We start from the raw sequence: 14,838 nt of genomic DNA on the forward strand, positions 1-14,838 counted from the left end.
TGAAGACACTTCGTCAGCTGGTCACCGGCGAAGACATGATCCAGCTTGTAGTCCGGCTTGGGCTGCTGGCTCTTCTGATCATCTGGACCCTCGTCCTGATCCGACCGTTTGGCACGATCCTCGCCTGGGGCGTCGTGCTCGCGGTCGCGCTCAATCCGGTCTTCGTGCTGCTTGCCAAGGCCTTGGGCGGTCGCCCGAAGCTCGCGGCAGGGCTTCTCACGGCAATCAGTCTGGCGATTCTCATCGGTCCGGCGACCTGGCTTGGAATGGGCGCGGTGGATGGGGTCAAGGATTTTGCCGGGCAGCTGGCCGCTGGCGAGATCGCTATCCCGTCGCCGCCCGAAAATATCCAGAGCTGGCCCGTGGTTGGACCGCAGCTCTATGCGTTCTGGGACGAGGCTTCGACCAATCTCCGCTCTGTGCTTCGCCAGATCGCGCCCTATCTGAAGCCGTTCGCCGGCACGTTGTTGGGGCTTGCCGGCGATGCCGGCGTAGGCGCAATCAAGTTCCTGTTGTCGGTGGCGGTGGCCGGACTGATGTTGCCTTATGGGCAGCATCTTGTGGCGGCCGGCAGGGGATTTCTGTCGCGGATCGTTCCCGAGCAAAGCGAGCATTTCTTGGACCTCGCAGGCGCGACCATCCGTGCGGTATCGCAGGGCGTGATCGGTATCGCGGTGATCCAGGCCCTGCTGGCCGGAATCGGATTCAAGCTCGCCGGCATTCCGATCGCCGGCCTTCTGGCATTCATTGTATTGTTGTTGTCTATCGTACAGATCGGCGGAGCGATCGTGATGCTGCCGGTGATCATCTGGATCTGGGCAGCGAAGGACGTCACCACGGCACTGCTGCTGACGCTTTTCCTGGGAATCGTCAGCGTGCTCGACAACATCTTGAAACCGCTGGTGATGGGGCGTGGCCTGACCACACCGACATTGGTGATCCTGATCGGCGTGATCGGCGGCACGTTGGCGCATGGTATGGTGGGCCTTTTCATCGGGCCGATCATTCTATCGGTGAGCTGGGAGCTTGCGGTCGCCTGGATCCGCCTCGACCGCACGGCGTCGAACGTGATCGCGAAACCTTGACCTGTTGACCTAAATCAACGTTCCGCAGCGCAGCGCGCCTTGTATGGAGCGAAACGCGAGCGAGGTCGGAACATGTCGATGGAAACTCCAAGCCTGCCGGGCGGTCCCATCTCCGGGCTTGTCGCCTCGGCCGTTGAATACATGATCGATGCCGGACAGCGCAGCGTGCTGTTCCTGGACATCATGCGCCGGCGCGGGGATCAATATCGCGAGCACGTCGCCCAGACCGCGCCGCACGTTCTGCAATTTGCCGCGGAATTGATCATCGACGGCCGCAAGCTCGATCAACCGGTCAATTATGCGCTGGTCCGCATCATTCCGCCCAAGGGTGTCGAAATCGATCTTGAACGGCGGCCGTTCGTCATCGTCGATCCGCGCGCTGGCCACGGCCCTGGTATCGGCGGCTTCAAGGCCGACAGCGAGATCGGCGTCGCCATGAAGGCGGGGCATCCCTGTTACTTCATCGGCTTCTTGCCGGAGCCCATGCCGGAACAGACCATCGAGCGCATCGCGCGTGCCGAAGCGCTCTTCATCGAGAAAGTCATCAGCCTGCATCCGAAGGCCGACGGCAAGCCCTGCGTGATCGGCAATTGTCAGGCCGGCTGGGCCGTCATGATCCTGGCCTCGCTGCGACCGGAGCTGTTCGGGCCGCTGATCGTCGCCGGCGCGCCGCTTGCTTATTGGGCCGGCGTGCACGGCAAATATCCGATGCGCTATTCGGGCGGCCTGCTCGGTGGAAGCTGGCTGACCGCGCTCGCCAGCGATCTTGGCGGCGGCAAGTTCGACGGCGCGTGGCTGGTGCAGAACTTCGAGAACCAGAATCCATCGAACACGCTGTGGACCAAGCAATACAACGTCTATTCCAAGGTGGACAGCGAGGCCGACCGCTACCTCGAATTCGAGCGCTGGTGGGGCGGGCACGTCAATCTGAACGCCGAGGAGATCCAGTTCATCGTCGACGAGCTTTTCGTGGGCAACAATCTCGCGGCCGGCAAGATCGAAATGTCCGACGGCCAGAAGGTGGATCTGCGTAACATCCGCTCGCCGATCGTGGTGTTCTGCTCGAAGGGCGACAACATCACCCCGCCGCAACAGGCGCTTGACTGGATCCTCGATTGCTACGCCGATGTCGACGAGATCAGGGCCTATGCGCAGACCATCGTCTACACCGTTCACGAAAGCATCGGCCATCTCGGCATCTTCGTCTCCGGCGGTGTGGCCAAGAAGGAGCACGCCGAATTTTCCAGCAATATCGACCTGATCGACGTGCTTCCGCCGGGGCTGTACGAGGCGACGTTCGAAGCCAAGGGCGAGGAGACGACGAGCTCTGACATGGTCGTCGGCAATTGGGTGATGCGCTGCGAAGCACGTACGCTCGATGACATCCGCGCCATGGGCGGCAATTCGCCGGAGGACGAGCGGCGATTTGCCGCCGCCAAGCGGGTCTCCGAGATCAACCTGGCCGCCTATCAGAGGTTCATTCAGCCCTGGATCAGGAAGATGGTGACGCCTGAGATGGCGGAGACGATGCGCAACCTGCATCCCCTGCGGTTCCAGTACGAGGCGCTCAGCAGCAAGAACCCGCTGATGAACGCGGTGAAGTCGGCCGCCAACGAGATCGAGGACAACCGCAAGCCGGTGGCGAAGGACAATCCGTTCCTTGCCTTCCAGGAGCAGATGTCCAAGCAGATCGTTCATGCGCTCGACAGCTGGCGCGATGCGACTGAAGCCCTCAGCGAGGCGGTCTTCCTCAACGTGTACGGCTCGCCGGCCCTGCAGGCGGCGCTCGGGATCGATCCGAACTCGGAGCCGTCGCGCCGGCGCGAAATGTCGGCCGAGCACCGTGCGATGCTCGAAGGGAAGATTGCCGAGCTGAAATCGAAGATTGGCGAGGGAGGCTTGCGCGAAGCGGCCATTCGCAGCCTGCTTTACATTGGCTCGGCGCGGGGAATGGTGGACGAGCGAAGCATCGAGGCGCTGCGGCAGGTTCGCCGGGACTACAGCGGTCCGCAACTGACCCTGGCGCAGTTCAAGATGCTGGTGCGCGAGCAGTTCTTCATGCTGCTGCTCGATCGCGAAGCAGCCCTGGCTGCGATTCCCAGGATGCTGCCGGAGGACCTCAACAAGCGGCGCGCGGTTATTGGCTCGATGCGCGAGGTGCTGTCCGCCAGCGGCGAGATCACGGGGGAACGTGCGAGCCGGCTCCGGCGCATTGTCGCATTGTTCGGCGTCGAGGAGGAGGCGTCGTCGAACGTCGCCCCTTTCGATCCAAAGGCAAGAGCATCGTAGCGGCCGGCGAGAGGAGCGGGAGCAGCATCATGTCAACGGACGCAACACCATCTCCCAGCAAGTATGACCGGCTGATCGCGGCGGTGAAGGCACTGCCGCCGATGCCGACCATCGTGGTGCATCCCTGCGACGAGACCTCGCTGCGCGGTGCGGTCGACAGCGCGCAGGCCGGCATCATTCGCCCGATCCTGGTCGGCCCCGCCGGCAAGATTGGGGACACGGCAAAGAAGTCCGGTCTCGACATCGCGGGATTCGAGGTCGTCGACGCCGCCCATAGTGATGAGGCCGCCGCCAAAGGCGTCGAGCTGATCCACGCGGCCCGCGGCGAGATGCTGATGAAGGGAAGCTTGCACACCGACGAGCTGATGCGGGCCGTCACCGCGAAGGTTGGAGGCCTGCGCACCAACCGCCGGATCAGCCATGTCTTCGTGATGGACGTGCCGGCCTATGCCGAGACGATCTTCGTCACCGATGCAGCCATCAACATCTTCCCCGATCTCGATGCCAAGCGCGACATCATCCAGAACGCGATCGATCTCTACACCCAGACCGGTTTCGGCAAGCAGCCGCGCGTCGCGATCCTGTCGGCGGTCGAGACCGTCACGGCAAAGATCCCCTCGACGATCGAGGCGGCGGCGCTGTGCAAGATGGCGGATCGCGGGCAGATCACCGGCGGGCTGCTGGATGGACCGCTTGCCTTCGACAACGCCATCGATCCGGAGGCGGCGCGCATCAAGGGCATCAAGTCCGAGGTCGCGGGCCGGGCGCAGATCTTGGTCGTTCCCGATCTCGAAGCCGGCAACATGCTGGCGAAGAATCTCGCTTATTTCGCCAAGGCCGACGGTGCCGGCATCGTGCTCGGCGCGCGCGTGCCGGTCGTGCTCACCTCGCGAGCGGACAGCCCGCGTGCCCGGATGGCGTCCTGTGCGGTGGCAGCACTCTACGCTCACGGACGGCGCCAGCATTCGCCAACCATTGCAGCGTGACCGCCATGGACACCATCCTCGTCGTCAATGCCGGCTCCTCCAGCGTCAAGTTCCAGGTCTTTTCGATCGAGGGCGAGGGCAGGCTGCGACGACAGATCAAGGGGCAGGTCGACGGCATCGGCAGCCGTCCGCGGTTGCGGGCCAGCGGGGCGAGCGGCGATCCCATGGCCGACCGGGCCTATCCGATCGAGACGGTCGCGGACGTGCCGGCCGCGATGGGGCTCGCGGGCAATTGGCTGCGCGAGGAGCTTCGTATCCACCCGATCGCCGTCGGGCATCGCGTCGTGCATGGCGGGCCGGACTACGAGCGGCCGGTGCTGATCGACCACGGCGTGGTCGCCCGCCTGGAACGGTTCATCAGCCTCGCGCCGTTGCACCAACCGCACAATCTGGCGCCGATCCGCTCGGTTCTCGCCAATTTCCCGGCCCTGCCGCAGGTCGCCTGTTTCGACACCGCCTTTCATCGCACGCATCCTGCCGTCGCCGATCACTATGCGATCCCGCACCAGCTCCATGCAGAGGGCGTGCGGCGCTACGGCTTTCACGGACTGTCCTACGAGTATATCGCCAAGACCCTGCCGCAGATCGCGCCCGAACTCGCGATGCAGCGGGTGATTGTCGCGCATCTCGGCAGTGGCGCCTCGATGTGCGCGATCAAGGACGGGCGAAGCGTCGAAAGCACCATGGGCTTCACCGCCTTGGACGGACTGCCGATGGGCACCCGGCCGGGCCAGATCGATCCCGGCGTCGTGCTCTATCTCATGACCGAGAAGGGCATGTCGGCCTCCGACATGCAGAACTTTCTCTACCGCGACTGCGGCTTGAAGGGGCTTTCCGGCGTCAGCAACGACATGCGCGAGCTGGAATCGAGCAAGGATCCCAAAGCGAAGCTTGCCATCGACTATTTCGTCTACCGGATCGGCCTCAACACAGGCATGCTCGCGGCGGCCTTGCAGGGCCTGGACGCCTTCGTCTTCACGGCCGGCATCGGCGAGAACTCCGCGACCATTCGCGCGCGCGTGGTCGCCCGGCTCGGTTGGCTCGGGATGACCCTCGACCAGACGGAGAACGCCAGGCACGCGCGCCTGATTTCGCGGTCCGACGGTTCCATTCCGGTCTACGTCGTGCCGACTGACGAGGAGCTGATGATCGCGCAGCATACCTTGTCGCTCCTCATGAACAGACCGTCGAGCCACCCCCAACAAGCGAGGGCGTCATGATTCCCGTCTATCCGGAGACCAAGATTGCGCTGAAGGGCAAGAAGGGCCTCGTCGTCGGCATCGCCAACGATCAATCCATCGCCTGGGGCTGCGCCAGGGCGTTTCGCGCGCTCGGCGCGGAGCTTGCGGTGACTTACCTCAACGACCGCGCCAAGAAGCATGTCGAACCGCTCGCGCAGGCGCTGCAGGCGCCGATCTTCATGCCGCTCGATGTCATGACCGAAGGCCAGACCGAGCAGGTGTTCGAGAGGATCGCGAAGGAGTGGGGCCAGCTTGATTTCCTGCTGCATTCGATCGCCTTCTCACCCAAGGAGGCGCTGCACGGTCGTGTCGTCGATGTCGGCCGCGACGGCTTCCTCAAGACCATGGAGGTCTCCTGCTGGTCGTTCCTGCGGATGGCGCATCTGGCCGAGCCGCTCATGAAGAACGGCGGCACCATGTTCACGATGACCTACTACGGCAGCCAGATGGTGGTGGAGAACTACAACATCATGGGCGTCGCCAAGGCCGCGCTGGAAGCCGCCGTCCGTTACGCCGCCGCGGAGCTCGGGCCCAAAGGCATCCGCGTGCACGCGATCTCCCCGGGCCCGCTCGCCACGCGCGCGGCCTCGGGCATTCCCGAGTTCGACGAGCTGATGGACAAGGCGCAGTCCAAGGCACCATCGCGCAGCCTCGTCAGCATCGATGATGTCGGCAACGCCACCGCCTTCCTGGCGCTCGACGGTGCCAAGCTGATCACCGGCGGCGTGCTCTACATCGACGGCGGCTATCACATCATCGATTGAACGCCTCGCCGGAGCCCGGATGGAGCGAAGCCCGCGAAGGGACTTGCTCCGCGCCCGGCCGACCCGGGCTACTTTGCATGGGGTTGTTTTTCAGAATTTACGCACCCCGCTCAGCGGTAGTGCAGGGCGATCAGCTCGGCCACGCAGGCCGGCTTCTTGCCGCCTTCGATCTCGATCACGAGGTGGTAGTTCACGCGCAGGCCGTCGGGCGGCACGTCCTCGGCTTCGGCAATCGTCACGCGGCCGCGCACCCGCGAGCCCGCCGGCACCGGCGCCAGGTATCTGATCCGGTCGGCTCCGTAGTTGAGCGTGTTGCGCAAGCCCTTCAGGCTCATGACCGAGCGGACGAACATCGGCGCGAGCGAGAGCGACAGCAGCCCGTGAGCGATGGTCCTTCCACCAGGCATCTCCACCTTGGCGCGCTCCTCGTCGACGTGGATCCACTGCTCGTCGCAGGTCGCATCGGCGAACTTGTTGATGCGATCCTGGGTGATCTCGATCCAGTCGCTGACGCCGATCTCGGTGCCGACCGCGGCTTTGACTTCCTTGAAATCGCTGAATATCCGCATGCCTCTAGCCTCTTCAGAGCTTCATTTCCGAAACCTTGTCGGGCACGACGAGCTCGGCCTCCGTCACCGCCATGACCTCGCCGACACTGACGCCGGGCGCCGTCTCGAGCAGCGTCCCTCTGCCGTCGGGGAAGCCGATCACGGCGAGATCGGTGACGACCAGATCGACTGGCCGTGCCGAGGTCAGGGGCAGGCTGCACTTTTTCACGATCTTCGATTTGCCCTTGGCCGCGTGCTGCATGGCGACGATGACGCGCTTGGCGCCGCTCACGAGATCCATCGCGCCGCCCATGCCGGGTACCATCTTGCCAGGGATCATCCAGTTGGCGAGAAGCCCATGCGCATCGACTTGCAGGCCGCCGAGTACGGTGACGTCGACATGTCCGCCGCGGATCAATCCGAACGACATCGCGCTGTCGAACGTGCAGGCGCCAGGCAGTGCGCTGATCGGCCGACCTCCGGCGTCGGTGAGGAGCGGGTGCTCCATGCCCTGCTCGGGGATCGGGCCGGTGCCGATCAGGCCGTTCTCCGACTGGAAGAACACCTTCAGATCGGGCGACACGTAGTTGGCGACCAGCGTCGGAATGCCGATGCCGAGATTGACGAGGTTGCCGGCGCGCAGCTCCTGCGCGACTCGTCGGGCGATGATCTCCTGTGCATCCATGGATCACCCGTTCGAATTTGTGATGATGTAGTCGACCAGCGGCGCGGGCGTCATCACGTGATCGGGCGCGATGACACCCACCGGCACGATGTGTTCCGCGGTCACGATCACGGTGTCCGCCGCCATCGCCATGACCGGATTGAAGTTGCGGGAGGTCAGCGCATAAGCGAGGTTGCCGAGGTAGTCGGCGAGGAAGGCGTGCACCAGCGCGAACTGTGCCCGCAGCGCGGTCTCGAGCAGATACGGCTTGCCATCGACCTCGATCTGTCGCTTGCCCTCCGCGACCAGCGTACCGACGCCGGTCGGGGTGAGCACACCGCCGAGGCCGCAGCCGCCGGCGCGAATGCGCTCGGCGAACGTGCCCTGCGGAATCAGATCGATTGCGACCCGGTTGGTCAGCATCTGCTGTTGGGCCTTGGGATTGAGCCCGATATGCGTTGCGGTCAATCGCGAGACGAGCGTCGCATCGAACAGCTTGCCCACGCCTTTTCCAGGCGTTGCCGCGTCGTTGCAGATGACGGTCAGATTGCCCTTTTTCTGCCGGACCACCTCGTCGAGCAGGCGCTCCGGCGTTCCGACCCCCATGAAGCCGCCGACCATGACGCTGGCGCCATCCGGGATCATCGCGACGGCTTCTTCGACGGAAACGGCCTTCATGGTCGACCCTCCAGTCTGTTCCTCGCTCCGATGTTGGCGAGCGGGCTCTACACTCCCTTGATCTGGGTCAAGGCTTCGCCTCATTCTCGTCGCGGTCGGCAATGCCGACGCTCTGCAGCATGTCGCGCCACAGCTTGCGCACCTGGACGTGGCGTCGCTCGAGCGCCGCGCTCACGCTGTCGCGAAACGGCACGAGGCTTTCGCCCTTCAGGAACACGATCTGCGCCTGCAACAGCCGGCCGCTCTCGAACTCGACGCGCCGCAGCGCCATCACGAAGGGGTCGTTTGCACTGGCCTCCGGCGGAAGCAGCGCCGCCGGCCGGACGCCGGCGTGAACGGCGTGCGCCAGCGTCGCAAGGTCAACCGCGGCGGCGAGCGCGTGGTCGGCCATTCCTTCGACCGGGGCCGGAAGCCAGGCCATCTCCCAGGAGGCCGCCAGATAGCCAAGCGCGAGCTCCGGGGCCCAGCTGGTTGCGCGCATCAGCAGCGAGACGATCTCGGACTCGTTGTAGAGTTGGGCGTTCAATTCGGTCTGCCAGGCGGATTCCAGCCTCAAGGGCAGGCTGAGGGCGAAGCGCCGGCCCAGCGCGCCATGGGCCGAGATCAAGAACGCGGCGATGCGGGTCTGCTGCTGCGGCGGCACCCGGCCGTCGGAATCGAGGGGGCCAAGAAACTTGCTCATGGCGCCTTCCCCTGCACGGGAATGGCCCGCAGATGATCGTAGCCGGCGGGAAAGGGAATGAGATCGCCGCCGGCATCCTCCGGAGCGATCCAGACCGCCTTGTTGCCGTGCCACCGCCCAGCCAGCACGTCGTCCGCAAAGCGCGCGAGCAGGTCCGCCGTCAGCGTCGGCTTCTCCAGCGTGAAGGCGTGATAGGCCCGCGGAATGATCACGAGCGAGCTATTGGGAATCCCGACGCGCAGCGTCTCGTGCAACGCGCGCGGCGTCAGGAAGTCGAACTCGCCGTTCAGGATCATGGTCGGCACGCTGATCGCGGGCAATTGCGGCGTCAGCGGTTTGAAGTCGAGGAAGGACTCCATCAGGTTTTGCAGGGCATAGACGTCGTTGACGAGCCAGCCCTGCCGCTTCACCGCATCGAGCTTGTCCAGCACCGGCTTGAGCCATGCGTCGGAGACGTTCATCGGCAGCAGCAGATCCTGCAGATAGCTGGTGCCGCCGAGGATCAGTCCCGTGCGCAAGGCGTTGCCGAGCAGGAAGAGCTGCGGGGGCAGCTCGGCAAAGCAGCTCATCGGCACCAGGCCCGAGAGCCGCTCTCCGCGCTCGATCGCATAGCGCAGCGCGATCAGGCCGCCAAAACTGATGCCGCTCAGGAAGACGGGGCCGTCGCCGAGCTCGGAGATCAACAGGTGAAGTGCTTTGACCTGATCATCCTGACTGATGAAGAGAGCGGGCTTGTCGGACTCCCCCTGGCCGAGCAGGTCGAACGTCGCGACGCGAAATCGGCGCGCGACCAAGGCATCGCGATAGGCCGTCCATAGTTCGGCATATTGCGTGAGCCCGTTCACCAACACGTAGGCCGGCGCGTCGGTGGGACCGTCCAGCTCGTAACGGATGCGGTACGAGCCGTAGGCAAGGAAAGGCATTGCGGCGATCCGGCAGGTAATTTGGTGCGGGACTATCCTCGATCAGAACCTCTGGATTCCGTTGAGCTAAATCAAAGGATGCGTCGGCTGCTGCTCCTAGCGTCCGATCAAAATAATCGCCGGAGGAATTCGCCATGATCGGGAGAGAGGCCGTGCGCCGCTGTTTCCTCAGTCTGCTGCTGCTGTTGATCGGGACGTCACTCGCAATGGCGCAGCCCTTCACCCGTCGCTCATCGCAGATGCAGCACGACGGGCTGAAGAAGACCTACGAGATCGCCAACTTCCGTCTCGGCGGCAAGTACGATCTCTCCGATCCCTCCAAATGGGAGAATGGCGGCGAGGGCGGCGTCACGCTGGAATCGCTCGGTGGCGGCAAGCTGCACACCGCCTACATCGCGATCGGCAACGCCCGGCGCAATGCAGCCGGTGAGATCACCAATGCAGTGGTCATCAATTCCTACTATTCCGGCGATTCGACCGACATGTACGAGCAGTGGGTCAAGGGTGCTCCGCTGTCGGGCGGCGTGCCGATCATCGGCCCGGGTCGGCCGATCGATACCGATCGCTATTACGTCATCATGGTCGATCCGCTCGGCACCTGGGGCGCCAGCAAGCCGTCCGAAGGGCTCGGCAACAAGTTTCCGCAATACAGCTACTACGACATGGTGCAGGCGAACTATCGCCTGCTCCGCGACGGTCTGAAGGTCGCGCGTGTGGCGCTTGTGACCGGTGTCTCCATGGGCGGCACTCAGACCTATGTCTGGGGCGTGATGCATCCGGAATATGTGAGTGCCTTGATGCCCATCGGCGGCACCACGCAGTCGGATGGCGATGACCCCGTGGGCAACTGGACATTCCAGATGATGACAGCCGCGATCGAGGCCGATCCCGTCTGGCAGGCGACCAAGGGTGACTACTACAAGCTGCCCAAGGAGAAGCATCCGGTACCTGGCGTCGCGTTCGGCTGGTCGATCCTGGGAATGACGGGCTACGACTTTGCCTTCCGCACAGGTCAGAACTGGAAAGCGGTCCAGCCGGAGATATTCTACTGGGATCCGCCGAACGAGCAGGCGGGGCTGAACGTCGCCAATCGCGCCAAGCTTTATGACGCCGTGGATCTCGTGTGGCGCAACCGGGTCGGCGAGACCCACAACATCAATCCCTATCTGGGCCGCATCCAGGCGCGCACGCTGGTGATGCACATCACCAACGATCTCTGGCTGAACTTCAAGCTGGCCCAAAAGGCCGTCGATCGTGTGCCCGGCGCAGATCTCATCGCCCAGGAGAGCCCGGTCGCCCATTACGGCGTGTTCCCGATCATCAACCAGCGCAAGAACGATCCGAAGTTCGTCGCCTTCATGGACGACGTGGCCGCCCTCGATCGCGCCCAGAAATTCGTCGACAAGAATTACCGCGTGCCCGACGTCGCCCAGAACATCGATCCCAAGAAGTCGTTCTGGAAGGCGTATGTGACCTATCCCTATCCGGTCAAATTCGGCAATGCCAAGGACAAGAGCGGCAAATCCTGGGAAATCGGCTACATGGACGAGTATGCCGGCACCGACAAGGATCCGAAGGTGCTGGTCATCATCCACGGCAAGGGCGCGTTCGGCGGCCACTACGGCAACATCATGCAGTACGCGCTGCGCAGCGGACTGCGCGTGATCGTGCCCGACCTGCCGCATTACGGCATGTCCGGGCCGGGCAATCTCGACAAGAGCCCGGCGCGGACCATGCAGGACATGCGCGAGGTGATCTATGACCTCGTGGTCAACCAGCTCGGCGTCAAGAAGGCGTACTATCTCGGCCACTCGCTCGGCGGACAGTTCGTGATGGGCTACGCCCTGACCTGGCCGGACGCGGTGCAGGGCCTCGCGCTCGAAGCTCCCTCCGGTCTCGAGGAATATCCGCGCGAGATCACGATCGCCAAGGACACGAAGGCGAAGCTGTTCGACCCGTCGTTCGACCACGATTTCGACAAGTGGAAGGCGACTTGGGGGCCGACCGGGATCCTCGACGCGGAGATCAAGCGGCCGGAGCAGAGCGTTCGCGACTTCTTCTACTTCAAGAAGCGCGATCCCGAGACCAACGTGGTGTCGGCGGCCAAGAGCGGCTACTTCTTCAGTGACAGCGAGTACGCCCGCTTCCACACCGAGCAGCGCGTCGGGCTCATCAAGGGCAACCCGAAGGAGCTCGAGCAGTGGTCCAACGTCTTCATCTACGACATCTACACCATAGGCGCCGAGCTACAGCAGGACGATCCGAAGAACCTTTACGAGCGCGTCACCCAAATCAAGGCGCCGATCTTCCTGTCGTTCGGTGACAAGGAGCCGTTCATCCCGACGCCGGCCTTCAACGGGCTGACCGACCTCGGGCGCGACGTCATCTCGCCCTTCATGACGCGGATGACCAATGCCGGCAATCGGCCGATCCTGAAGATCTACCCGGACACCGGTCATTTCATCCACACGGATAATCCGGTGGAATTCCCGGTCGACGTCGTAGACTTCGTGACCAAGGGAAGCGTCGACACGTCATCGCCGCTCGGCATCGACCGCATGATCAAGGGCGCCGTGGTCTCGGCCCTGCCGGTGGCGCCGACGCCGCCCGGTGCGGCGCCGACCGCCGGCCTGAACAAATAGGGCAGCGCATGGCAACGGTGCAGGCGGGTGAGGTCCAGCTGGGCTGGCGGGAGTGGGGAGGGGGCGACGTCACCGTCGTCTTCATCCACGGCAATCTCGCCAGCAAGGACTGGATCGAGCTCGCCGCGCCGCTGTTTCCCTCCGGCCTGCGGGTGATCGGCATCGACTGGCGGGGCTGCGGCGACAGCGACCGGCCGAAGCCGGCCGCCGACTACTCCAACTATTCCATGCAGCAGCATGCGCACGACATGCTGGCCGCGCTCGATACGCTCGGCATCAGGTTCTGTCATCTCGCCACCCACTCGACCGGCGGTATCATTGCCGCGCGGATACTCCTGATGCAGCCGCAGCGGTTCGGACGCGTATTCGCGCTCGATCCGGTCACGCCGCTCGGCATGGCCTTCAACAGCGACCAGATCGGCCTGTTCCGCGCGATGATGGCGAGCAAGGAGCTGACCCGGACGATCATGGCGACGGCAGCCTCCTCGCTGTTTGTGCCGGAAAGTCTGGCGCCGAACGCTGTTCCCCGCTTTCGTGAGGGCCTCCCCGAAATTCAAGCGCTGTTCGACCGGATCATCGAACAGACCTTTGGAGTCTCAGAGGGGATCTGGATCGGTACGCCGGTCAATCTTACCCTCGAGCGGGAAAGCAGGGAGCTGGAGGGCCGCATGCCGGAACTCCACCATCCGCACCTCGTGCTGTGGGGCGAATGCGACGGCTGGATTCCGCCGGTGGATTTGCGCACCATGGCGGCCGCAATGCCCGACTGCCGGCTCGTGGTGGTGCCCGGCATCGGTCATTCCATGAATCTCGAATTGCCGGCGCTCTATGCCGGCTATTTCGGGGCCTGGTTCGGAGGACTTTCGAAATAGTGCGATCTTGCAAGGGGGTGAAACCGTGATGGCCGATACGACCAAGCTCTCGGTTGAAAAAGCGCTGGAAAAGCTGCGAAGCAGCGAGCACGTCAAATCAAAGAGCCACCCTCGCGACGATAGGACTGAGGAGCTCAGCCAAGAAATCAAGCGCATGAGAGCACAGAGGCGGCGCCTGGACCAGCCACCGCGCAAGCGCAGCTGAAGCCGGTTCGGTCCGGCATGGCGCTTCAATTCCTGCTCGTCGCGCTCGTCAGCGCGATCAACATCATGATCCACGCGCTCGTGACCGTGGGAGCCATCGGCATCGCCCGAGCCGCCGGGTATCGGCACACGGCGCGGCCGAGATTGCACCTGATGGCCGTCATGGTCGCCACCGCCACGGCGCTGATGCTGGCGCACACGCTGGAGGTCCTGGTCTGGGCGTTGGCTTATCGCATCGTCGGCGCGGCGCCCCCGGGCAGCGAGTTGCTCTATTTCACCTTCGTCAACTATACCACGCTCGGCTACGGCGACATCACGCCGGTGCAGGACTGGCGGCTGCTAGGCCCGATGACCGCGATGAACGGCATCCTGCTGTTCGGCTGGTCGACCGCCGTGCTGTTCGAGGTGCTGCGCAAGACGCTGGAGCGCCTTGCGGTGATCGATGCACCCGGATTCAGCCCTGAAGATCGATAGTCGCGAGCTGCTGCCGGTCCAGCAGCACGATCTGGCGCTGCGTATTGCCGAGGAAGCCAATGACGCCGAGCTCGTGCAAGCGCGACAGGGCGCGCGAGACGGTCTCCAGCGTGAGGCCGAGATAATCGGCGATGTCGCGCCGCGACATCGGCAACGCCATGACGGTGGAGGCCGCAATCCGCTTGTCCATTTCGAGTAGGAAAGCGGCGACCCGTTCAAGCGAGGTCTTCCGGCCCAGGAGCAGCATGTGGTCCTCGGCATGCTGGAGGTTGTTCGTGGTCATGCAGAGCAGGTTCTTGGCTACCATGACGTCGCTCTCGGCCACGGTTTCCAGGCTCTGGCGCCTGATCAGCCGGACGGTCGTTTCCACGATGGCTTCGGCAGTGAAGCGATGAGAAGCGCCGTTCTCCAGTCCGAAGATATCGCCGACGAGGTGAAATGCGCCGATCTGGCGGCGCCCGTCCGACAAGAGCTTGTAGCTCCTGACGGCACCCGTCTTGACCTGATAGACGTACTCGGCCGATTCCTTCTCGCCGTAGATCTCGGTGCCCTTTTTGTAAGTAAATTCGTTTAAACTCACGATCGGATTTGAGCTACTTGTCATTCCGAAGTCGTTGAGCGAATTGGGAAGGGAGAGCGGGGCGGTCGTGATGCGTAAGAACATGGGCCAACTCCTCAGGAGGAATCGCTGAATTGGACGTGGAATTGTCATGGGGGAATGCGCCGCGCTATCCCACTCCCGCTGAGGTTGATGTTCGACCAGGGAGTTATTTCAGACCATTGTCC

General features: G+C 63.7%; 15 protein-coding genes. 9 read left to right on the plus strand and 6 right to left on the minus strand.

Annotated elements, in window-relative coordinates; genetic code table 11:
- The first annotated feature begins 35 nt into the window (after positions 1 to 35).
- The 5 genes from JQ566_RS32175 to fabI all read left to right on the plus strand — a co-directional run bounded on the left by JQ566_RS32175 (position 36) and on the right by fabI (position 6,365).
- Complete coding sequence (locus JQ566_RS32175) at positions 36 to 1,085, plus strand: AI-2E family transporter (protein ID WP_212379966.1); 1,050 nt, start codon at positions 36 to 38, stop codon at positions 1,083 to 1,085.
- A gap of 72 nt (positions 1,086 to 1,157) precedes the next feature.
- Complete coding sequence (locus JQ566_RS32180; RefSeq protein WP_212379893.1) at positions 1,158 to 3,374, plus strand: DUF3141 domain-containing protein; 2,217 nt, start codon at positions 1,158 to 1,160, stop codon at positions 3,372 to 3,374.
- 29 nt (positions 3,375 to 3,403) lie between these two features.
- Positions 3,404 to 4,360: a phosphate acetyltransferase gene (locus JQ566_RS32185; RefSeq protein WP_212379895.1), complete on the plus strand. Its 957-nt coding sequence runs from the start codon at positions 3,404 to 3,406 to the stop codon at positions 4,358 to 4,360.
- A gap of 5 nt (positions 4,361 to 4,365) precedes the next feature.
- Positions 4,366 to 5,580: an acetate/propionate family kinase gene (locus JQ566_RS32190; RefSeq protein WP_212379897.1), complete on the plus strand. Its 1,215-nt coding sequence runs from the start codon at positions 4,366 to 4,368 to the stop codon at positions 5,578 to 5,580.
- Positions 5,577 to 6,365 carry an enoyl-ACP reductase FabI gene (gene fabI, locus JQ566_RS32195; RefSeq protein WP_212379899.1) on the plus strand — a complete coding sequence of 263 codons (789 nt, stop codon included), beginning with the start codon at positions 5,577 to 5,579 and terminating at the stop codon, positions 6,363 to 6,365. The genes JQ566_RS32190 and fabI overlap by 4 nt, the downstream gene beginning before the upstream one ends.
- Before the next feature lie 110 nt (positions 6,366 to 6,475).
- Here fabI and JQ566_RS32200 read toward each other — a convergent pair whose 3' ends face one another.
- The 5 genes from JQ566_RS32200 to JQ566_RS32220 form a co-directional block, all read right to left on the minus strand.
- Positions 6,476 to 6,934 carry a MaoC family dehydratase gene (locus tag JQ566_RS32200; RefSeq protein ID WP_212379901.1) on the minus strand — a complete coding sequence of 153 codons (459 nt, stop codon included), beginning with the start codon at positions 6,932 to 6,934 and terminating at the stop codon, positions 6,476 to 6,478.
- A 13-nt stretch (positions 6,935 to 6,947) separates the two neighbouring features.
- Positions 6,948 to 7,598, minus strand: a complete 651-nt coding sequence (locus tag JQ566_RS32205; protein WP_212379903.1) for a 3-oxoacid CoA-transferase subunit B — start codon at positions 7,596 to 7,598, stop codon at positions 6,948 to 6,950.
- Positions 7,599 to 7,601: 3 nt separating this feature from the next.
- Positions 7,602 to 8,255: a CoA transferase subunit A gene (locus JQ566_RS32210; RefSeq protein WP_212379905.1), complete on the minus strand. Its 654-nt coding sequence runs from the start codon at positions 8,253 to 8,255 to the stop codon at positions 7,602 to 7,604.
- Between the two features lie 67 nt (positions 8,256 to 8,322).
- The gene (locus tag JQ566_RS32215; protein ID WP_212379907.1) at positions 8,323 to 8,937 is read right to left on the minus strand and encodes a hypothetical protein; all 615 of its coding nucleotides are present in this window, start codon (positions 8,935 to 8,937) and stop codon (positions 8,323 to 8,325) included.
- A complete protein-coding gene (locus JQ566_RS32220; protein ID WP_212379909.1) occupies positions 8,934 to 9,860 on the minus strand; it encodes an alpha/beta fold hydrolase in 927 nt (308 codons plus the stop codon). The genes JQ566_RS32215 and JQ566_RS32220 overlap by 4 nt, the downstream gene beginning before the upstream one ends.
- 134 nt (positions 9,861 to 9,994) lie before the next feature.
- On the opposite strand from JQ566_RS32220, the gene JQ566_RS32225 reads away from it, so the two are divergent.
- The 4 genes from JQ566_RS32225 to JQ566_RS32240 are packed head-to-tail and all read left to right on the plus strand — an operon-like array spanning position 9,995 to position 14,052.
- On the plus strand, positions 9,995 to 12,502 hold the full coding sequence (locus JQ566_RS32225; protein WP_212379911.1) for an alpha/beta hydrolase: 2,508 nt from the start codon (positions 9,995 to 9,997) through the stop codon (positions 12,500 to 12,502).
- Between the two features lie 8 nt (positions 12,503 to 12,510).
- On the plus strand, positions 12,511 to 13,374 hold the full coding sequence (locus JQ566_RS32230; protein WP_212379913.1) for an alpha/beta fold hydrolase: 864 nt from the start codon (positions 12,511 to 12,513) through the stop codon (positions 13,372 to 13,374).
- Positions 13,375 to 13,402: 28 nt separating this feature from the next.
- On the plus strand, positions 13,403 to 13,579 hold the full coding sequence (locus JQ566_RS32235; RefSeq protein ID WP_212379915.1) for a hypothetical protein: 177 nt from the start codon (positions 13,403 to 13,405) through the stop codon (positions 13,577 to 13,579).
- A gap of 17 nt (positions 13,580 to 13,596) precedes the next feature.
- Positions 13,597 to 14,052, plus strand: a complete 456-nt coding sequence (locus tag JQ566_RS32240; protein WP_212379917.1) for a potassium channel family protein — start codon at positions 13,597 to 13,599, stop codon at positions 14,050 to 14,052.
- Here the strand turns inward: JQ566_RS32240 and JQ566_RS32245 are convergent.
- Positions 14,033 to 14,716 (minus strand): helix-turn-helix domain-containing protein, encoded by a 684-nt coding sequence (locus JQ566_RS32245; RefSeq protein WP_212379918.1) that lies wholly within the window; start codon positions 14,714 to 14,716, stop codon positions 14,033 to 14,035. The genes JQ566_RS32240 and JQ566_RS32245 overlap by 20 nt on opposite strands.
- Positions 14,717 to 14,838 lie beyond the last annotated feature (122 nt).

The sequence above is a fragment of the Bradyrhizobium sp. SZCCT0231 genome, assembly GCF_018130245.1.
Classification (GTDB): Bacteria; Pseudomonadota; Alphaproteobacteria; order Rhizobiales; family Xanthobacteraceae; genus Bradyrhizobium; species Bradyrhizobium japonicum_F.